The organism is Streptomyces sp. NPDC050743 (assembly GCF_044456925.1).
Classification (GTDB): Bacteria; Actinomycetota; Actinomycetes; order Streptomycetales; family Streptomycetaceae; genus Streptomyces.
Window position 1 is genome coordinate 292,465 of record NZ_JBITGJ010000003.1, and the last position, 16,679, is coordinate 309,143.

General features: G+C 71.2%; 14 protein-coding genes. 1 reads left to right on the forward strand and 13 read right to left on the reverse strand.

Annotated elements, in window-relative coordinates:
* Nucleotides 1-203 precede the first annotated feature (203 nt).
* The 3 genes from ACIBJF_RS05575 to ACIBJF_RS05585 form a co-directional block, all read right to left on the reverse strand.
* Nucleotides 204-1,871, reverse strand: coding sequence for a beta-N-acetylhexosaminidase (locus ACIBJF_RS05575; RefSeq protein ID WP_399172394.1), 1,668 nt, complete (start codon nt 1,869-1,871; stop codon nt 204-206).
* Nucleotides 1,872-2,042: 171 nt separating this feature from the next.
* Nucleotides 2,043-2,321: a DUF3039 domain-containing protein gene (locus tag ACIBJF_RS05580; RefSeq protein ID WP_143638399.1), complete on the reverse strand. Its 279-nt coding sequence runs from the start codon at nt 2,319-2,321 to the stop codon at nt 2,043-2,045.
* Nucleotides 2,322-2,350: 29 nt separating this feature from the next.
* Nucleotides 2,351-2,923 (reverse strand): YqgE/AlgH family protein, encoded by a 573-nt coding sequence (locus tag ACIBJF_RS05585; RefSeq protein WP_351809234.1) that lies wholly within the window; start codon nt 2,921-2,923, stop codon nt 2,351-2,353.
* 276 nt (nt 2,924-3,199) lie between these two features.
* On the opposite strand from ACIBJF_RS05585, the gene murA reads away from it, so the two are divergent.
* The gene (gene murA, locus ACIBJF_RS05590; RefSeq protein ID WP_399172395.1) at nt 3,200-4,540 is read left to right on the forward strand and encodes a UDP-N-acetylglucosamine 1-carboxyvinyltransferase; all 1,341 of its coding nucleotides are present in this window, start codon (nt 3,200-3,202) and stop codon (nt 4,538-4,540) included.
* 135 nt (nt 4,541-4,675) lie between these two features.
* On the opposite strand, the gene ACIBJF_RS05595 is transcribed toward murA, so the two are convergent.
* The 10 genes from ACIBJF_RS05595 to ACIBJF_RS05640 form a co-directional block, all read right to left on the reverse strand.
* Nucleotides 4,676-4,957 carry an HU family DNA-binding protein gene (locus tag ACIBJF_RS05595; RefSeq protein ID WP_399172396.1) on the reverse strand — a complete coding sequence of 94 codons (282 nt, stop codon included), beginning with the start codon at nt 4,955-4,957 and terminating at the stop codon, nt 4,676-4,678.
* 347 nt (nt 4,958-5,304) lie between these two features.
* Nucleotides 5,305-6,720 (reverse strand): NAD-dependent malic enzyme, encoded by a 1,416-nt coding sequence (locus ACIBJF_RS05600; RefSeq protein WP_397994787.1) that lies wholly within the window; start codon nt 6,718-6,720, stop codon nt 5,305-5,307.
* Between the two features lie 389 nt (nt 6,721-7,109).
* Nucleotides 7,110-9,497 carry a HelD family protein gene (locus ACIBJF_RS05605; RefSeq protein ID WP_399172398.1) on the reverse strand — a complete coding sequence of 796 codons (2,388 nt, stop codon included), beginning with the start codon at nt 9,495-9,497 and terminating at the stop codon, nt 7,110-7,112.
* A 230-nt stretch (nt 9,498-9,727) separates the two neighbouring features.
* Nucleotides 9,728-10,495: a zf-HC2 domain-containing protein gene (locus ACIBJF_RS05610; RefSeq protein WP_351809245.1), complete on the reverse strand. Its 768-nt coding sequence runs from the start codon at nt 10,493-10,495 to the stop codon at nt 9,728-9,730.
* A gap of 62 nt (nt 10,496-10,557) precedes the next feature.
* Nucleotides 10,558-11,142 (reverse strand): sigma-70 family RNA polymerase sigma factor, encoded by a 585-nt coding sequence (locus ACIBJF_RS05615; RefSeq protein ID WP_030167252.1) that lies wholly within the window; start codon nt 11,140-11,142, stop codon nt 10,558-10,560.
* Nucleotides 11,143-11,359: 217 nt separating this feature from the next.
* A complete protein-coding gene (locus tag ACIBJF_RS05620) occupies nt 11,360-11,953 on the reverse strand; it encodes a CGNR zinc finger domain-containing protein (RefSeq protein WP_399172399.1) in 594 nt (197 codons plus the stop codon).
* 106 nt (nt 11,954-12,059) lie between these two features.
* The gene (locus ACIBJF_RS05625; protein ID WP_399172400.1) at nt 12,060-12,803 is read right to left on the reverse strand and encodes an SAM-dependent methyltransferase; all 744 of its coding nucleotides are present in this window, start codon (nt 12,801-12,803) and stop codon (nt 12,060-12,062) included.
* 70 nt (nt 12,804-12,873) lie between these two features.
* A complete protein-coding gene (locus ACIBJF_RS05630; RefSeq protein WP_399172401.1) occupies nt 12,874-14,031 on the reverse strand; it encodes a uroporphyrinogen-III synthase in 1,158 nt (385 codons plus the stop codon).
* 86 nt (nt 14,032-14,117) lie between these two features.
* Nucleotides 14,118-15,497 carry a nitrate/nitrite transporter gene (locus tag ACIBJF_RS05635; protein ID WP_399172403.1) on the reverse strand — a complete coding sequence of 460 codons (1,380 nt, stop codon included), beginning with the start codon at nt 15,495-15,497 and terminating at the stop codon, nt 14,118-14,120.
* A gap of 158 nt (nt 15,498-15,655) precedes the next feature.
* Nucleotides 15,656-16,627 (reverse strand): LysR family transcriptional regulator, encoded by a 972-nt coding sequence (locus tag ACIBJF_RS05640; RefSeq protein ID WP_399172404.1) that lies wholly within the window; start codon nt 16,625-16,627, stop codon nt 15,656-15,658.
* Nucleotides 16,628-16,679 lie beyond the last annotated feature (52 nt).

Sequence of the window (16,679 nt, forward strand, 5' to 3'; positions counted from 1 at the left end):
ACGTGCTCACAGGGCGGACGTGGCAACTCTGGCACATCTTCGCAAGGGCCGAGGACGGGGGTCCCTTAGGAGGCATTCGCCCACCTCATCGCGGAGATGGTCCGTTTTGTACGGCATCGCCGGTGCGCGCCGATTGACACTCTTCGGTGACCCTTGGCGCGTTTTTCCAGCACTTGTTCGAGACGACCGCCCGAGCAGGGCGGTCACTTGTTCGGCGGCGGTCCCTCGATCGGGCGACCGGGCACCCCGGGGCGCTTCTGCCACGGCCGGGGCCCGGTGGGCGGCCGGTAGGCCACACCGAGGGCGTCAAGTCGCGCGTAATGGGCGGTCATACGGCGTTCGAAGCCGGCGAAGTCCCGTTCACCGGGGGCGGGCAGCCGGCTCCAGGCCACCTCGGCGAAGGCCGCGAGCCGGGGGAAGGCCTGGTAGTCCACGCGCGCGGTGTCCTCCAGCACCTCGGTCCAGACGTTGGCCTGAGTGCCCAGCACATGCCGGGCCTCCGCCTCGGTGAGCCCGTCCGGGACGGGCTCGAACCGGTAGACGTCCTCCAGGGTCCGCACGAACCCGATCGGCACCGGTTCGTCCTCACCTGGGGCCTGACGGTGGTCCAGATACACGTACTGCTCCGGGCACATGACGACGTCGTGGCCGGCCCGCGCGGCCGCGATCCCGCCGCCGTAACCGCGCCAGGAGGACACCGCCGCGCCCTTGGCGAGTCCGCCCTCCAGGATTTCGTCCCAGCCGATGAGCCGGCGCCCGCGTGCGTCGAGCCAGGCGTCGAAATGGCCGATGAACCACGACTGCAGTTCGTCCTCGTCGGCGAGGGAGAGGTCCGCGATCCGGTTCTTGGCGGTCACCGAATCGGTCCACTGCTCCTTGCGGCATTCGTCGCCGCCGACGTGGATGAACTGCCCGGGGAACAGCTCCAGGACCTCCTCGAAAACCCCCTCGTAGAAGCGCAGGGTGGTGTCGGTGGGGGCGAGTACGTTGGCGGAGATCCCCCAGTTGTCCCAGACGGTGAGGGCGGCGGTGTCGATGACGTCGGTGTTGCCGAGTTCCGGGTATGCGGCGATCGCGGCCTGCGAATGGCCCGGTACGTCGATTTCCGGGACGACGGTGATATGCCGCTCGGCGGCATAGGCGACGATCTCGCGGATGTCGTCCTGGGTGTAGTAACCCCCGTGCGGTTTCTCCTCCCACAGCGGGGAGGCCCGGTGACCGAATTTCGACCGGGCCCGCCAGGAGGCGGTCTCGGTCAGTTTCGGATACCGCTTGATCTCGATCCGCCAGCCCTGGTCGTCGGTCAGATGGAAATGGAAGACGTTGAGTTTGTGCGCCGCCATCAGGTCGAGATAGCGCAGCACGCCTTCCTTGGGCATGAAGTGCCGTGCCACGTCCAGAAGAAGGCCGCGCCAGCCGAAACGGGGGGCGTCGCGGACGGTGACGGCCGGGACCTCCCACGCGGTACGTCCGGTCACGGGGGCACGCCGGAAGACCTCCGGGCCGAGCAGCTGGCGGAAGGTCTGGGCGCCCCAGAACAGGCCGGCCTCGCTCGCGCCGTCGATGCGGACCAGACGGCCGTCGGCGGACAGCTGGTAGGCCTCCGGGCTGCCGAGTTCGTCCTCCAGCGAGGAGACGATCCGCAGCAGGACGCGGGAGCCGCCGTCGCGGTGCGGGGCCAGCAGCAGCCCGGTCGCCGCGCCGACGGTCGCCCGCAGCCAGCGCGCGACACGCTCGGTGCCCTCGGTGGCGTCGATCCCGGTGTCCGCGTCGAGGACGAATCCGGTGGCACCGCCGGGCAGCGAGGCCGAAACACGGCTGGGCGCGGGGATCAGCGCCACATCGGGTTCCGGGAAGAGTGTGTCGCTCATGTCGCCGTCGCACCTCCGCGCCTGCGTTGCACTGAGTGCAACGACCGTTCCGCCATGCACAACTCCGACGGAGGCTACAGGTCTCGACCACTCCTGGCCAGAGAACGCGAAAGCCCCCGGCACGCGCGCACCGCACACGCGCCGGGGGACCTCACGAACCCGGACGGACGCCTACTTGTCGCCGCCCTTGTCGTCGCCGCCGCTGCCCATGGATTCGTAGATCTCCTTGCACATGGGGCAAACGGGGTACTTCTTCGGGTCGCGGCCCGGCACCCAGACCTTGCCGCACAGCGCCACGACGGGGGTGCCGTCGAGGGCGCTCGCCATGATCTTGTCCTTCTGGACGTAGTGGGCGAAGCGCTCGTGGTCACCGTCGCCGTGGGACACCTGTGGCGTCGGCTCTACGAGGGTCCCCGTACCAGTCCCGCGCTCGGGCTCAAGAGTGCTCATACCGCCCAGGGTACTGAAGTGCACAGGTATCAGTTGAGCGAAGGGTCGTCCGGATACGTGGCCACCATCGCCAGCTCGTTGCGCTGGCGGCGCAGCACCTCGCGCCACAGCCGCTCCGGGGCCGGTGAGGAGACGTCCCCGGGCTCCGACTCGACCACGTACCAGGCGCCCTCGACCAGCTCGTCCTCCAGCTGACCGGGGCCCCATCCGGCGTATCCGGCGAAGATCCTCAGGGACCCGAGGGCCGAGGCGAGCAGCTCCGGCGGGGCCTCCAGGTCGACCAGGCCGATCGCCCCGTGCACCCGGCGCCAGCCCAGCGGGGCGAGGTCGCCGTTCGCGCCGCCCGGGATGACCGCGACACCGAGCGCCGAATCCAGCGAGACGGGCCCGCCCTGGAAGACCACCCCGGGCTCGCCGGTCAGATCGGCCCAGCCTTCCAGGATGTCGCTCACGTCCACCGGGGTGGGGCGGTTGAGGACGACACCGAGGGAGCCCTCCTCGTCGTGGTCGAGAAGGAGCACCACAGCGCGGTCGAAGTTCGGGTCCGCCAGGGCGGGAGTGGCCACGAGCAGCCGCCCTGTGAGCGAGGACACCTCGGTCATGCCAGACATGATCCCGCATCTTCCCCTTCGGTGGGGAGCCAATCGGGGTGCGGGAGTGAACGCAGCTCAGGGTGCACGGAAGCGCCCCGGGCGCACGCCCGGAGCCGGTGACCCCATGTGCCCGATAGCGCACGGTTCGTGTTGTGACACAGCTATGACGCGACTGGGCGGTCCTTGGGCTTACGAACGGGGGGTGATCGGCGATTACCCTGTCTTCCCGGCCCCCGCGCACAGTGATCGGCCGGCCCCTGCCCAACTCATCGGAACGCGAGATACATGACCGTCAACGACGATGTCCTGCTTGTCCACGGCGGAACCCCGCTGGAGGGCGAGATCCGTGTCCGCGGTGCGAAGAACCTCGTACCGAAGGCCATGGTCGCCGCCCTCCTGGGCAGCGCGCCGAGCCGCCTGCGCAACGTTCCCGACATCCGTGACGTGCGGGTCGTCCGCGGCCTGCTGCAGCTGCACGGCGTGACGGTCCGGCCGGGCGAGGAACCCGGGGAGCTGGTGCTCGACCCGACGCACGTCGAGAGCGCCAACGTGGCTGACATCGATGCCCACGCGGGCTCCAGCCGTATCCCGATCCTCTTCTGCGGCCCGCTGCTGCACCGCCTCGGCCACGCGTTCATCCCCGGCCTCGGCGGCTGTGACATCGGCGGCCGGCCCATCGACTTCCACTTCGACGTGCTGCGGCAGTTCGGCGCGGTCATCGAAAAGCGCGCGGACGGGCAGTACCTGGAGGCCCCGAAGGGCCTGCGGGGCACGAAGATCCGGCTGCCGTACCCGTCCGTCGGCGCGACCGAGCAGGTGCTGCTGTCGGCCGTACTCGCCGAGGGCGTAACGGAGTTGTCCAACGCGGCCGTCGAGCCGGAGATCGAGGACCTCATCTGCGTGCTGCAGAAGATGGGCGCGATCATCGCGATGGACACCGACCGCACCATCCGCATCACCGGTGTGGACAAGCTCGGCGGCTACGCCCACCGCGCCCTCCCGGACCGCCTGGAGGCCGCGTCCTGGGCGTCCGCCGCGCTCGCGACCAACGGCAACATCTACGTCCGCGGCGCCCAGCAGCGCTCGATGATGACGTTCCTGAACACCTACCGGAAGGTGGGCGGCGCCTTCGAGATCGACGACGAGGGCATCCGTTTCTGGCACCCCGGTGGCCAGTTGAAGTCCATCGCACTGGAGACGGACGTCCACCCCGGTTTCCAGACCGACTGGCAGCAGCCGCTGGTGGTCGCGCTGACCCAGGCCACGGGCCTGTCCATCATCCACGAGACGGTGTACGAGTCCCGGCTGGGCTTCACGTCCGCGCTGAACCAGATGGGCGCGCACATCCAGCTCTACCGCGAGTGCCTGGGCGGCTCCGACTGCCGCTTCGGCCAGCGCAACTTCCTGCACTCCGCGGTCGTCTCGGGCCCCACCCGGCTCCAGGGCGCCGACCTGGTCATCCCCGACCTGCGCGGCGGGTTCTCGTACCTGATCGCGGCCCTGGCGGCCGAAGGCACGTCCCGCGTCCACGGCATCGACCTGATCAACCGCGGCTACGAGAACTTCATGGAGAAGCTCGTGGAACTGGGCGCGAAGGTCGAGCTGCCGGGCAAGGCGCTCGGCTGACGGGTTCCCGCGCCGTACGACGAAGGGGCGGCCCTCCGGTGAAGGAGGGCCGCCCCTTTGGCGTCGTCGTGCGTCGTGACGTCATCGCGCGTCAGAACGCACCGCACGTCGTCCCGTGACGTACGAACGACAAGGTCAATTGCCCTTGGCGGCTTCCTTCAGCTTGCTGCCCGCGGTGACCTTCACGCTGTAGCCGGCGGGGATGTTGATCGGCTCGCCGGTCTGCGGGTTGCGCGCGGTGCGAGCGGCACGGTGGGTGCGCTCGAAGGTCAGGAAGCCGGGGATGGTGACCTTCTCGTCGCCCTTGGCGACGATCTCGCCGACGGTCTCGGCGAACGCGGCCAGCACGGCGTCGGCGTCCTTGCGGGTCACCTCGGCGCGGTCGGCCAGCGCGGCCACCAGCTCACTGCGGTTCATGTTGTTACTCCCGTGTTTTTCTTGCCGTTGGGGTGTGCCACGCGGCGGACCCGCCCGAGGCACTGCGATGCCGATGCGCTCGCGCCCAGGGACGCATCCTGCCCCTACCTGCGGCGGTAAAGCCAATCCGGCACCCGTAGGAGTCGTGAGAACACCCTGGGGAGTCACACGAAAAGCGCCCGCTCGGCGTCACCCTAGAGGGCGCCCGGCATCGGCTGGTTCCACGACGCGCCGATGCGGGGGCCGCCGTGGTGATCCTCACAGCCCCTGCACAGTACGGCACGGCGTCACCGGGACGTCGCCCGGCCGCCGCACCGCCGTCACCCGGCGGAGCGGCGAGGAGGGGGCTAGGCCGTCGCGCCCGCCGCCTTCGCGGCCTCGCGGACGGCGCCGGCGACGGCGCCCGCGACCTTGTCGTTGAAGACGCTCGGGATGATGTAGTTCGGGTTCAGCTCGTCCTGACTGACCACGTCGGCGAGGGCCTTCGCGGCGGCCAGCATCATCTCGGTGTTGACGGTGCGGGACTGGGCGTCCAGCAGGCCGCGGAAGACGCCCGGGAAGACCAGCACGTTGTTGATCTGGTTCGGGAAGTCGGAGCGGCCGGTGGCCACAACGGCCGCCGTCTGGCGGGCGATTGCGGGGTCCACCTCGGGGTCGGGATTCGCGAGCGCGAACACGATCGCGCCGTCGGCCATGGCGGCCACGTCGTCGCCGTCGAGCACGTTCGGGGCGGAGACGCCGATGAACACGTCGGCGCCGCGCACGGCCTCCTTGAGGGTGCCGGTGAGGCCCTCGGGGTTGGTGTTGTCGGCGATCCAGCGCAGCGGGGAGTCGGCCGGGGCGTTCACCAGGTCCTCGCGGCCGGAGTGGACGACACCGTGGATGTCGGCGACGACGGCGTTCTTCACGCCCGCGGCGAGCAGCAGTTTGAGGATGGCCGTACCGGCCGCGCCGGCGCCGGACATCACGACCCGGATGTTCTCGATCGCCTTGTCCGTGACGCGAAGTGCGTTGGTCAGGGCGGCGAGGACGACGATCGCGGTGCCGTGCTGGTCGTCGTGGAAGACGGGGATGTCGAGGGCCTCGCGCAGCCGGGCCTCGATCTCGAAGCAGCGCGGCGCGGAGATGTCCTCCAGGTTGATGCCGGCGAACCCGGGCGCGATCGCCTTGACGATCTCCACGATCGCGTCGCTGTCCTGGGTGTCCAGGCAGATCGGCCAGGCGTCGATGCCGGCGAAGCGCTTGAAGAGGGCCGCCTTGCCCTCCATGACGGGCAGCGCGGCCTTGGGGCCGATGTTGCCGAGGCCCAGTACGGCGGAGCCGTCCGTCACGACCGCAACGGAGTTGCGCTTGATGGTGAGGCGGCGGGCGTCCTCGGGGTTCTCGGCGATCGCCATGCAGACGCGGGCCACACCCGGCGTGTAGACCATGGAGAGGTCGTCACGGTTGCGGATGGGGTGCTTCGACGCCATCTCGATCTTGCCGCCGAGGTGCATCAGGAACGTACGGTCCGAGACCTTGCCGAGGGTGACGCCCTCGATGCCGCGCAGCTTCTCGACGATCTCCTCGGCGTGCGCGGTGGAGGTGGCCGCGATGGTGACGTCGATGCGGAGCTTCTCGTGGCCGGACGCGGTGACGTCGAGGCCGGTGACCGAGCCTCCGGAGGACTCCACGGCGGTGGTGAGCTGCGAGACGGCGGTTCCGCTCGCGGGCACCTCCAGCCGGATGGTCATCGAGTAGGAGACGCTGGGCGCCGTTGCCATGGCCGACTTCCTCTGCTTTCACCGTGTCGCGAGTTGTGCCGTCCGATCGTCGCACCTACCGCGGAGTACGCGGTAGTCGCCCTGGATTGCGGACGTTGTGTTCATGAGCGGTGCCTGGTTGATGCACTGTTTCGGAAAACCATTTCCACCATACGAGAAACGATCAGGCGGGAAAAGGGGTGCACCGCACAAAGAAAGAGACCCACATCACGTCCGTGATGTGGGTCTCCCTCACGCTCATGACACCGACCCGCCATGCTCGCCTCGCGGCAAGTGGTCCCTCGCAGGGACAAAGGTTGGGCCCGGGGGCTTGGATCGGGCCGGTGCCACATCAAGGCTAACAAACCGACGCCCCGGGGCCATTCCCGTACGGGAGGTTCACAGGAAACTCAGTCCCGCAGCAGATCCGGCACCCCGGCCGCGTCCGGCTCGTCCCGCTCCCCCGACACCACCGTCAGCTGCTGGGTGGCCCGGGTCAGCGCCACGTAGAGCACGCGCAGCCCGGCCGGCGACTCGTCGGCGATCTCCGCCGGCGAGACGACCACCGTCGCGTCGTACTCCAGGCCCTTGGCCTCCAGGCTGCCGAGCGCGACGACCCGGTCGCCGAGCCCGGCCAGCCAGCGCCGGGCCTCCTCGCGCCGGTTCATGGCGACGACCACGCCGACCGTGCCGTCCACCCGGTCCAGCAGCCGCTGGGCCTCGGACCGCACGGTGTCCGCCAACGACTTCCCGACGACCGTGAAGCGCGGCTCGACGCCGGTGGACCGGACCGCGCTGGGCGCCTCGGAGCCGGGCATGGCGAGCGCGAGCACCTTGGCGGCCAGCTCGGCGATCTCCGCCGGGTTGCGGTAGTTCACGGTGAGCTGGAAGCGGCGCCGGGGCCGGGTGCCGAGGGCCTCGTCGCGGGCCTCGGCCGCCTCGTCCGGGTCGGACCAGGAGGACTGGGCCGGATCGCCGACCACGGTCCAGGTGGCGTGCCGGCCGCGGCGGCCGACCATGCGCCACTGCATCGGAGTGAGGTCCTGCGCCTCGTCGACGATGACGTGCGCGTACTCGGTGCGCTCCTGCGCGAGGCGCTCGGCCCGCTCCCGCTGCGACTCCTCGCGCACCGGCATCAGCTCCTCCAGCCCGGTGAGCTGGTCCAGCGGGTCGAGCTCGCGCTTCTTGCGCGGCCGGGCCGGGGCCCCGAGGATCGCCTGGAGTTCGTCCAGCATGGCGATGTCGTGCACGGAGTGCCCGTCCCGCTTCAGCGAGCGGGCGACCCTGCGGACCTCGCCGGGGTTGAGGATCCGGCGCGCCCAGCGGCCGAGCCGCCTCTCGTCGGCCATGGCGGCGAGCACGGCCTTCGGGGTCAGCTCGGGCCACCAGGCGTCGAGGAAGGCGAGGAAGGAGTCCTCGGACGTGACGTCCTCGTCGAAGGAGGAGCGCAGCTCGGCGGCCAGCTCCGGGTCGGTGTGCCGGGTGGCCGCCCCGGACTTGGCCCACAGGGCGTCCAGCAGCAGCTTGCGGGCGCGCGGGCGCAGCAGGTTGACCGGCGCGGTGCCGCCGAGGGCGGTGCGGCGCACGCGGTCCAGCTCCGCCTCCTCCAGCTCGATGCGGCGCCCGAAGGCGACCACGCGGAGCCGGGTGGGCGGACCGTCGAAGGACCGCCGCTCGCTGTCGTCGGTGTCGCGGGTGTCGTCGTCCAGGGCGGGCTGCCCCATGGCGCCGGTGCCCGCCGGTCCCAGTTCCAGGGCGCCCCGGGCTGCCTTCCGCAGCACCTTCAGCATCCGGTACGAGCCCTTGGCGCGGGCCACGGACGGGGAGTCGTACAGCGTGGCCTCGGCGCCGTCGACGAGCGAGCCGATCGCGCGGATCGCGACCTGGCCCTCCTCGCCGAGCGAGGGCAGCACACCCTCGGTGTAGGCCACGAGCAGCGGGGTCGGGGAGACGATCAGGATGCCGCCCGCGTACCGGCGTCTGTCCTGGTAGAGCAGGTAGGCGGCGCGGTGCAGGGCGACGGCGGTCTTGCCGGTGCCCGGGCCGCCCTCGACATACGTGATCGAGGCGGCGGGGGCGCGGATGACCAGGTCCTGCTCGGCCTGGATGGAGGAGACGATATCCCGCATGGTGTGGCTGCGGGCCTGGCCGAGGGCGGCCATGAGGGCGCCGTCGCCGATCACGGGCAGCTCGCGGCCGTCGAGGCGGGCGGTCAGCTCGGGCCGCATCAGATCGTCCTCGACGCCGAGCACGCGGCGCCCCTTGGACCGGATCACCCGGCGCCGTACGACCCTTCCGGGATCCACCGGAGTGGCCCGGTAGAAGGGGGCGGCGGCCGGCGCCCGCCAGTCGATGACCAGCGGCGCGTAGTCCTCGTCGAGCACGCCGATGCGCCCGATGTGCAGGGTCTCGGCGATGTCGGCGGTGTTGTCGTCGCGTACGGCGCCCTCGGCGGGCTCGACCGCCGTGTAGGCCCCGTCGGGCCCCTTCTTCCCGTCCTTGCCGAGCAGCAGGTCGATCCGCCCGAACAGGAAGTCCTCGAACTCGTTGTTGAGCCGGTTCAGGTGGATGCCGGCCCGGAAGACCTGGGCGTCCCGCTCGGCCAGCGCGCCCGGGGTGCCGACCTGGCCGCGCTTGGCCGCGTCGTGCATCAGGAACTCGGCCTCGTGGATCTTCTCCTCGAGCCGCCGGTACACCCGGTCCAGGTGTTCCTGTTCGACGCTGATCTCTCGGTCGCGGACGGAGTCGTGTGCGTCGTGTACCGAGCCGACCGCGGACTGCTGAACCTGAGCGGCCACCGGGCCCCCTTCTGACGTGCTGGGCAGCCGTCAACCGTACGCGAAGGGGGGCCGTCAAAGCTACGGGACGGCAGCTCAGGGGCGCGGGGAACTGCGCGACAGGCCCATGGGCGGGCGGCCGGCACTCGTCCGGAACACGCCGGGACCCGGCGGGGGGGTCTGGGGGCGCAGCCCCAGAAGGCGGCACCCCTCGCGCACCGCACCACCCCCGGCCGGGTCCGCCGCAGCCGCTACGCGTCGACTTGCACCAGCTTCTTCCCCTGGAAGGTCACGACCTCGAAGTGGTCGATCTCGTTGGGCTTGAAGGCCGCCGCGCCGCCGATGTAGAGCGGTTTCTTGGACTCCGGCGTCGTCCCGTTCGGGATGCCGTAGCCCCAGTCCGGCACGGACCAGGAGGACATGGTCACCCGCTGCCCGTTCTTCGCGACGAGCACCAGGGAGCACTTCAGCGGGCCCTTGACGTTCTTCAGCTCCAGGACCGCCTGGGTGCCCCAGTCCTTCTGCGCCATCCCGACGGTCGCGCTGACCTGGGACGACGGGTCCGTGGCCGACTTCTTCTCGGGCAGGGAGGCGAAGGTGGTCTGGGCGCTGGACGCCTGGACCTGTCCGCCGCCGTCCGAGCCGCCGTTGACCGCCACCGCCGCGAGGGGCCCGGCGATGATCAGCGCGGCCGCCGCCGCGATCATGTAGAAGCTGCGCCGGCGCTTCTGGGCGCGCTTCTCCGCGACCTCGTCGACCAGCTTCTCCACGATCCGCGGGCTGGGCCTGGCGGACAGCGACTCGCCGATCGCGGGGGTGCTGCCGGAGCCCGGCAGGTCCGCGAGCGCGGCCAGCATCGGCTCCATCCCGGCCAGCTCGTCCAGCTGCTGGGCACACCACTCGCAGCCGGCGAGGTGCGCTTCGAAAGCGGTTGCCTCGGCGTCGTCGAGAATCCCGAGGGCGTAGGCGCCGACGGTCTCGTGCTCGCTCGGCACCGAAGATCCCGATTGGGGGCTCATGGGCCCAGACATACCCGGACCACCCGCACCGAATCCCTGCATTCCCCCGTAACCACTGCTCATCACGCCGTCACCCCCCGCTCCTCCAGTGCCAGCTTCATCGATCGCAGGGCATAGAACACCCGAGAGCGCACCGTGCCGCTGGGTATCCCCAGCGTCTCGGCCGCCTCATTGACCGTACGCCCCTTGAAGTACGTCTCGACGAGCACCTCCCGGTGGGCCGGGGTCAGGTCGTCGAGCGCGTCCGACAGCGTCATCAGCCACAGCGCCTTGTCGATCTCGTCCTCCGCGGGGATGACCTCCAGCGGCGACGGATCGACCTCCTGCGGCCGGGCCTGCCGGCTGCGGTGGCCGTCGATGACGATGCGGCGCGCGACCGTCACCAGCCAGGGGCGTACCGAACCGGTCGCCCGATTGAGCTGACCGGCGTTCTTCCAGGCACGGATGAGCGTTTCCTGTACGACGTCCTCGGCGCGCTGCCGATCGCCGGCGACCAGCCGCAGGACATACGCGAGCAGGGGTCCGGCGTGCTCTCGATACAGCGCACGCATCAGCTCCTCATCCGGTTCCGAGGGCTGTGAGGACATGCGATGTCGGGCCCTCGATCCACGTTCATTGGCCACGGCCGCATCCTTGCGCACGCCCACCTCCGGTGTCCGGGGGTTCCCCCAGTCGGTCGCTCGCCCACCCGTACGGAAGGAGGCGGCACGGTGTTCAAACGGAAGTGACAGTTTTCTCCGGGGTGACGTGACGAGCGGGACATGCGACCACAATCCCACCACGTGATCTTCACATTTCAGACACGGCGCTGGGAGGAACGCGGGATCCCCGTGTACGGCCCAACCAAACCTGGTGTTACGGAAATCACGCCCGTGCGACCGCGGCCCGCCGCCGGTGCCGGGCCACCCGCTCCCGGTTCCCGCAGACCTCACTGGAACACCACCGCCGGCGCCGCCCCCGGGAGGTGTCCAGGTACACGAGCGGGCAGTTGTCACCCTCGCACTCCCGGACGGCCGCCCGCGCGACGGGGTCGGTGAGCAGTTCCACGGCGTCCCGCGCGACGAGCGCGAGCAGTCCGGCGCAGGCAGGCGGGTCGGCCAACTCCCGTGTGAGCACGCCGTCCTCACCGTGTACGGCACGCGGGACGGGGGTCGCGGCACGGGCCAACTCGTTGACCCGCCGGAGCGCGCTCTCGTACGGCGGCGCGCCCGGCGGGTGCGGGGCGCGCACCAACGTCCCTATGTGCGGACGCAGTTCCCGGAACCCCACGAGCCAGGAGGCGTCGGCATGACCGAGCGCCGTCCCCTCCGGCACGAGCCCCACCCCGCCGATCCACGCGCACAACGCCCCCACGCCGTCCAGCCGTTCGGCCGGATGCGTGGTCGCGAGGAGATCGAGACAGATCCGTCCGGCGTCGAACCGCGGCTCGTACGGGGGTGTGACCGTACCCAGTGCCATGTGCCTGTCACCGCCTAGGCAGGAAGCGTGGGGGCTCTTCTCTGTGGGCCTCTCCTCCTCACAGTGCCCGCCCGGACGCCCGGCCGGAACCCCTCGTACCCCTGGTTCAGGCGGAGCCGGGGGTCCGGCGCAGGACCAGGGACAGGAAGCCGAAGGAGTCCCGGTAGACGCGCAGCCACTCGGTGCGGCGGGCCGTGGCGGTCTCGAGCACCTGAGCGCTGTCCGGATCGTCCGGGTGGTCCAGGGCCCATGCGGCCAGCGCACCCCAGCAGGCCCATTCGTAGTCGTCCAGCTCCTGGCGCGTGCTGATGTGACCCTCGACGGGAGTCCAGCCGGCGGCGACGACACGGTCCACGGTGGTCGCCAGGTCGGCGAAGTCACCGAGCATCTCGACGGCCTCCCGCGAGGGGGGCCGTTCCCAGAACCCGTCGCCGATCAGGACCCGGCCGCCGGGAGCGAGGTGGCTGCGGGCCGCGGCGAGCGTGGGGAGCAGACCGCCGAAGGCGTGCGCGGCCCCGAAGCTGAGGATCACGTCGAACGGCTCCGCCGACACGAACTCCTCGGCCTTTCGGTGGTGGAGGACGAGCCGGTCCCGGACGCCGAGGTCACCCGCCGCGGCGGAGGCCCGGGACAGGGCGTCCTCGGATACGTCCACACCCTCGGCACGCGCGCCCGGCCGCAGCGCCAGGGCGCGCAGAAGCCATTCCCCCGGGCCGCAACCGAGGTCGAGCACCCGCTCGTCGCCCCTAGCAAGGCCGCGCTCCAGCAGCCGCCGCACCGAGTCGTCGCCGAGCGGGGACTTGATCGGGTGGCCGCGATGGGCGATCCGGGACATCTGTTCACGGTTCACCGGTGCAGCGTGCCAACGGCCGGGGCGACGCGCATCCCATTTACGGCGCCGGCGCCTGTGCTCAAGTCGCCTACGCGTCCGCGTACTTCGCGTCCGTCGCCGGGTCCAGGGCCAGGCGGTAGCCGCGCTTGACCACCGTCTGGATCAGCTTGGGGGAGCCGAGGGCCGTGCGGAGTCTCGCCATCGCCGTCTCCACGGCGTGCTCGTCGCGGCCCGCGCCCGGCAGGGCGCGCAGGAGGTCGGCGCGGGGCACCACCCAGCCGGGGCGGCGGGACAGGGCCCGGAGCAGGGACATGCCCGCCGGGGGGACCGGCTTGAGGGCGCCGTCGACGAGGACCGCGTGGCCGCGGATCTCCACCCGGTGGCCGGCGATCGGCAACGCGCGGGCGCGCGCCGGCAGTTCCTGGCACAGGAGTTGGACCAGGGGGCCGAGGCGGAAGCGTTCCGGCTGGATCGTGTCCACGCCGTGGGCCTGGAGGGGGAGCGCCGTGACCGGGCCCACGCAGGCCGGGAGGACGTCGTGGGCGAGGGCTGACAGCAGGTCGGTGAGCAGGCCCCGCTCCTCCGCCCGGGAGAGCAGCGAGGCGGCCGCGGGGGCGCTGGTGAAGGTGAGGGAGTCCAGGGAGCGGCAGACCGTCGCGTCCAGCAGGCGGTCCAGCGGGGTGACGTCCTCCGGGGGCATCCAGCGGTACACCGGGACCGGGACCACCTCCGCTCCGCCGGCCCGCAGGGACTCCACGAAGCCCGGGAGCGGTTCGCCGTGCAGCTGTACGGCGATACGGCGGCCGTCGACCCCCTCCTCCAGCAGGCGGTCCAGGACTTCGGCCAGGGATTCCGAGGACGGGGACCACTCCTCCGTCAGGCCCGCCGCGCGGATCGCGCCCTTGACCTTCGGGCCCCGGGCCAGGAGTTCGGCGCCGCGCAGCCGGCCGAGCAGCTGCTCGCCGAGGCCCCAGCCGTCGGCGGCCTCCACCCAGCCCCTGAAGCCGATCGCCGTGGTGGCCACGACCACGTCGGGCACCTGGTCGATGATCTCCTTCGTCGCGGCGAGGAGTTCGCCGTCGTCGGCGAGCGGCACGATGCGCAGGGCCGGTGCGTGCAGGACGGCGGCACCGCGCCGCTGGAGCAGGGCGCCCAGCTCGTCGGCCCGGCGCGCGGCGGTGACGCCCACGGTGAATCCCGCGAGCGGACCGTGCTCGACGGCTCCGGGTTGCTGCTCTTCGTACATGGGCTCTCCTAGCTGGCCGGCGCGCGAATCGAGCCTGTCAACGGCGCGTGACAGGCTCGGTTCGGCTTGATTGCGCCGGTGTTACGTCACACTTCGGCGTAGCTGAGCTGCGCCTTTGTCTCCGAAGCCGCCACCGTCACGGCCTGTCGCGCCGGGCGGCGAAGGTATACGACCCACGTCACCGCGAAGCAGAGCCCGTAGAAGGCGAGGAAGGCGACGAACGCTCCGGTGCCGCTGCCGTAGGACAGGAAGGACTGGCGGAAGGCGAGGTTGATACCGACTCCGCCGAGCGCGCCGACCGCGCCGATCAGGCCCATGGAGGCGCCGGACAGCCGACGGCCGTAAGCCGCCGCGGCCTCCCCCTCCAGGCCCTTCGCCAGGGCCTTCGCCTGGAAGATGCCGGGGATCATCTTGTACGTCGAGCCGTTGCCGAGCCCGCTGAGCACGAACAGGACGACGAAGACGGACACGAACAGCGGCAGCGACTTCTGCAGGCTCGCGGCGATCAGCACGGCCGTGGCGGCGGCCATGGCGACGTAGTTCCACAGGGTGATCCGGGCGCCGCCGAACCGGTCGGCGAGCCGGCCGCCGACGGGGCGGATCAGGGAGCCGAGCAGCGGGCCGATGAAGGTCAGGTACGCCGCCTGGAGCGGGGTGCGGCCGAACTGGATCGTCAGGACCTGGCCGAAGGCGAAGCTGTAGCCGATGAAGGAGCCGAAGGTGCCGACGTAGAGGAAGGACATGATCCAGGTGTGGGCGTCCTTCGCGGCGTCCTTGGCCGCGCCGGTGTCGTTCTTCACGGAGGCCAGGTTGTCCATGAAGAGGGCGGCCAGCACCGCGGCCACGACGATCAGCGGGATGTAGATGCCCAGCAGCATCCGCGGGCCGCCGCTCGCGCCGATGACCGCGAGGGCGACGAGCTGGATGACGGGCACGCCGATGTTGCCGCCGCCCGCGTTCAGACCGAGCGCCCAGCCCTTCTTCTTCAGCGGGAAGAAGGCGTTGATGTTGGTCATGGAGGAGGCGAAGTTGCCGCCGCCGATGCCGGCCAGCAGGCCGACGACGAGGAACGTCGTGAAGGACGTGCCCGGTTCCATGACGGCGAAGGCCGCGATCGTCGGGATGAGCAGCAGGCTCGCCGAGATGATCGTCCAGTTGCGGCCGCCGAAGACGGCCACGGCGAAGGTGTAGGGGACGCGCACGACCGCGCCGACGAGGGTGACCATCGAGGTCAGCAGGAACTTGTCGGCGGGCGTGAGGCCGTACTCGGGGCCCATGAACAGGACGAGGACGGACCACAGGGTCCAGATCGAGAAGCCGATGTGCTCCGAGAGGACCGAGAACCACAGGTTCCGGTTGGCGATCCGCTCGCCGGTCGCCTTCCAGAATCCCTCGTCCTCCGGGTCCCAGCGTTCGATCCAGCGGCCACTGCGACGGGTTGGGGCTGTTGGGGCTGGGGCTGTCATCACGCCTCCACGGAGCTCCGGCTGCTCGGTCCGCCGTCGACCTGCCATCGACCGGCTCAGCCCGAAGGTAGGGAGGGCGCGTTTCCTGCCTGTGGCTGTGGGTGACCGGAAGGGAACGTTGCTCTCACTCGGCGCGGGGGCGGCCGGTGAGGGGCCGCTCAGGGCTGCATGACGGCGGCGTCGACGGCCGGAACCCATCCCCCGGCCGGCCGTCGCAGCCAGCCTTGCGCCGCCGCGAGCTCCTCCGCCGCCCGGCGCAGCGCGTCCAGTCCGGGGTGGACCAGCCCCTTGCGCCAGACCAGGGAGACCGGCGACAGCGGGACGGGATCGACGAGCGGGCGGCGGACGGTGCGGGGCATGGCCGGAAAGTCGACCACGGCCAGGACCGGATGCCGGTTCTTGGCCATGATCCGCTCGAACTCCTCGTCCCCGACGGCCAGCGGCAGGGGTGCGGCGAGCCGGATGCCGCGCCCCTCGAAGAGCCGGCTCGCCAGGTCGGTCCACTCCAGGGTGCGCGGGTTGCCGGCGCCGGCGTACACGGTCTCGCCGGCCAGCGCGGCCAGCGGCACCTCGGCGCGGGCGGCCAGCGGATGGTCCTCGGGCAGGACGACGGCCATCGGCTCAAGACGCACCGGCTGCTGCTCCAGACCGGACCGCAGCGCCGGGTCCAGGCCGGCGAAACGGCCGAAGGAGGCGTCCAGCCGGCCGACCAGCAGCTCGGCGGCGGCCCCGGTCAGCCCGCTCTCGTAGCGGGCCATCAGCTCGCAGTCCGGGGCGAGTTCACGGGCCCGGTGCAGCACACGGCGGCCGGTGACCAGGCCCGGGGAGTTGAGGTCCACCAGCAGCGGCCGGGACCGGCCGGGGGCGAAGGCGGCGAGCAGATCGTCCTGGGCGGCGAGGACCCGCCGGGCGTGCGGCAGCAGCCGCTCGCCGTCCGCGGTCATCGTCACCTGCCGGGTCGTCCGCACGAACAGCTCGGCGCCCAGCTCCCGCTCCAGCCGCCGTACGTCCCGGCTGAGCGCCTGCTGGGCGACGTACAGACGGGCCGCGGCCCGGGTGAAGTGCAGTTCCTCGGCCACGGCGACGAAGGCGCGCAGGAGACGGGGGTCTATGTCGGCGGGGGCGGGCATGACCGTGAACTTACAACGCAGGTGCGTGAATGGGCACCGAGAAGGTGTTGGA

Excerpts from the sequence above, each read along its gene's own strand:
- ACIBJF_RS05575 (WP_399172394.1), bottom strand. The coding sequence starts at position 1,871 with ATGAGCGACACACTCTTCCCGGAACCCGATGTGGCGCTGATCCCCGCG.
- murA (WP_399172395.1), top strand. The coding sequence starts at position 3,200 with ATGACCGTCAACGACGATGTCCTGCTTGTCCACGGCGGAACCCCGCTG.
- ACIBJF_RS05600 (WP_397994787.1), bottom strand. The coding sequence starts at position 6,720 with ATGGCAACGGCGCCCAGCGTCTCCTACTCGATGACCATCCGGCTGGAG.
- ACIBJF_RS05580 (WP_143638399.1), bottom strand. The coding sequence starts at position 2,321 with ATGAGCACTCTTGAGCCCGAGCGCGGGACTGGTACGGGGACCCTCGTA.
- ACIBJF_RS05585 (WP_351809234.1), bottom strand. The coding sequence starts at position 2,923 with ATGACCGAGGTGTCCTCGCTCACAGGGCGGCTGCTCGTGGCCACTCCC.
- ACIBJF_RS05620 (WP_399172399.1), bottom strand. The coding sequence starts at position 11,953 with ATGGCACTGGGTACGGTCACACCCCCGTACGAGCCGCGGTTCGACGCC.
- ACIBJF_RS05610 (WP_351809245.1), bottom strand. The coding sequence starts at position 10,495 with ATGAGCCCCCAATCGGGATCTTCGGTGCCGAGCGAGCACGAGACCGTC.
- ACIBJF_RS05630 (WP_399172401.1), bottom strand. The coding sequence starts at position 14,031 with ATGTACGAAGAGCAGCAACCCGGAGCCGTCGAGCACGGTCCGCTCGCG.
- ACIBJF_RS05640 (WP_399172404.1), bottom strand. The coding sequence starts at position 16,627 with ATGCCCGCCCCCGCCGACATAGACCCCCGTCTCCTGCGCGCCTTCGTC.
- ACIBJF_RS05635 (WP_399172403.1), bottom strand. The coding sequence starts at position 15,497 with ATGACAGCCCCAGCCCCAACAGCCCCAACCCGTCGCAGTGGCCGCTGG.
- ACIBJF_RS05595 (WP_399172396.1), bottom strand. The coding sequence starts at position 4,957 with ATGAACCGCAGTGAGCTGGTGGCCGCGCTGGCCGACCGCGCCGAGGTG.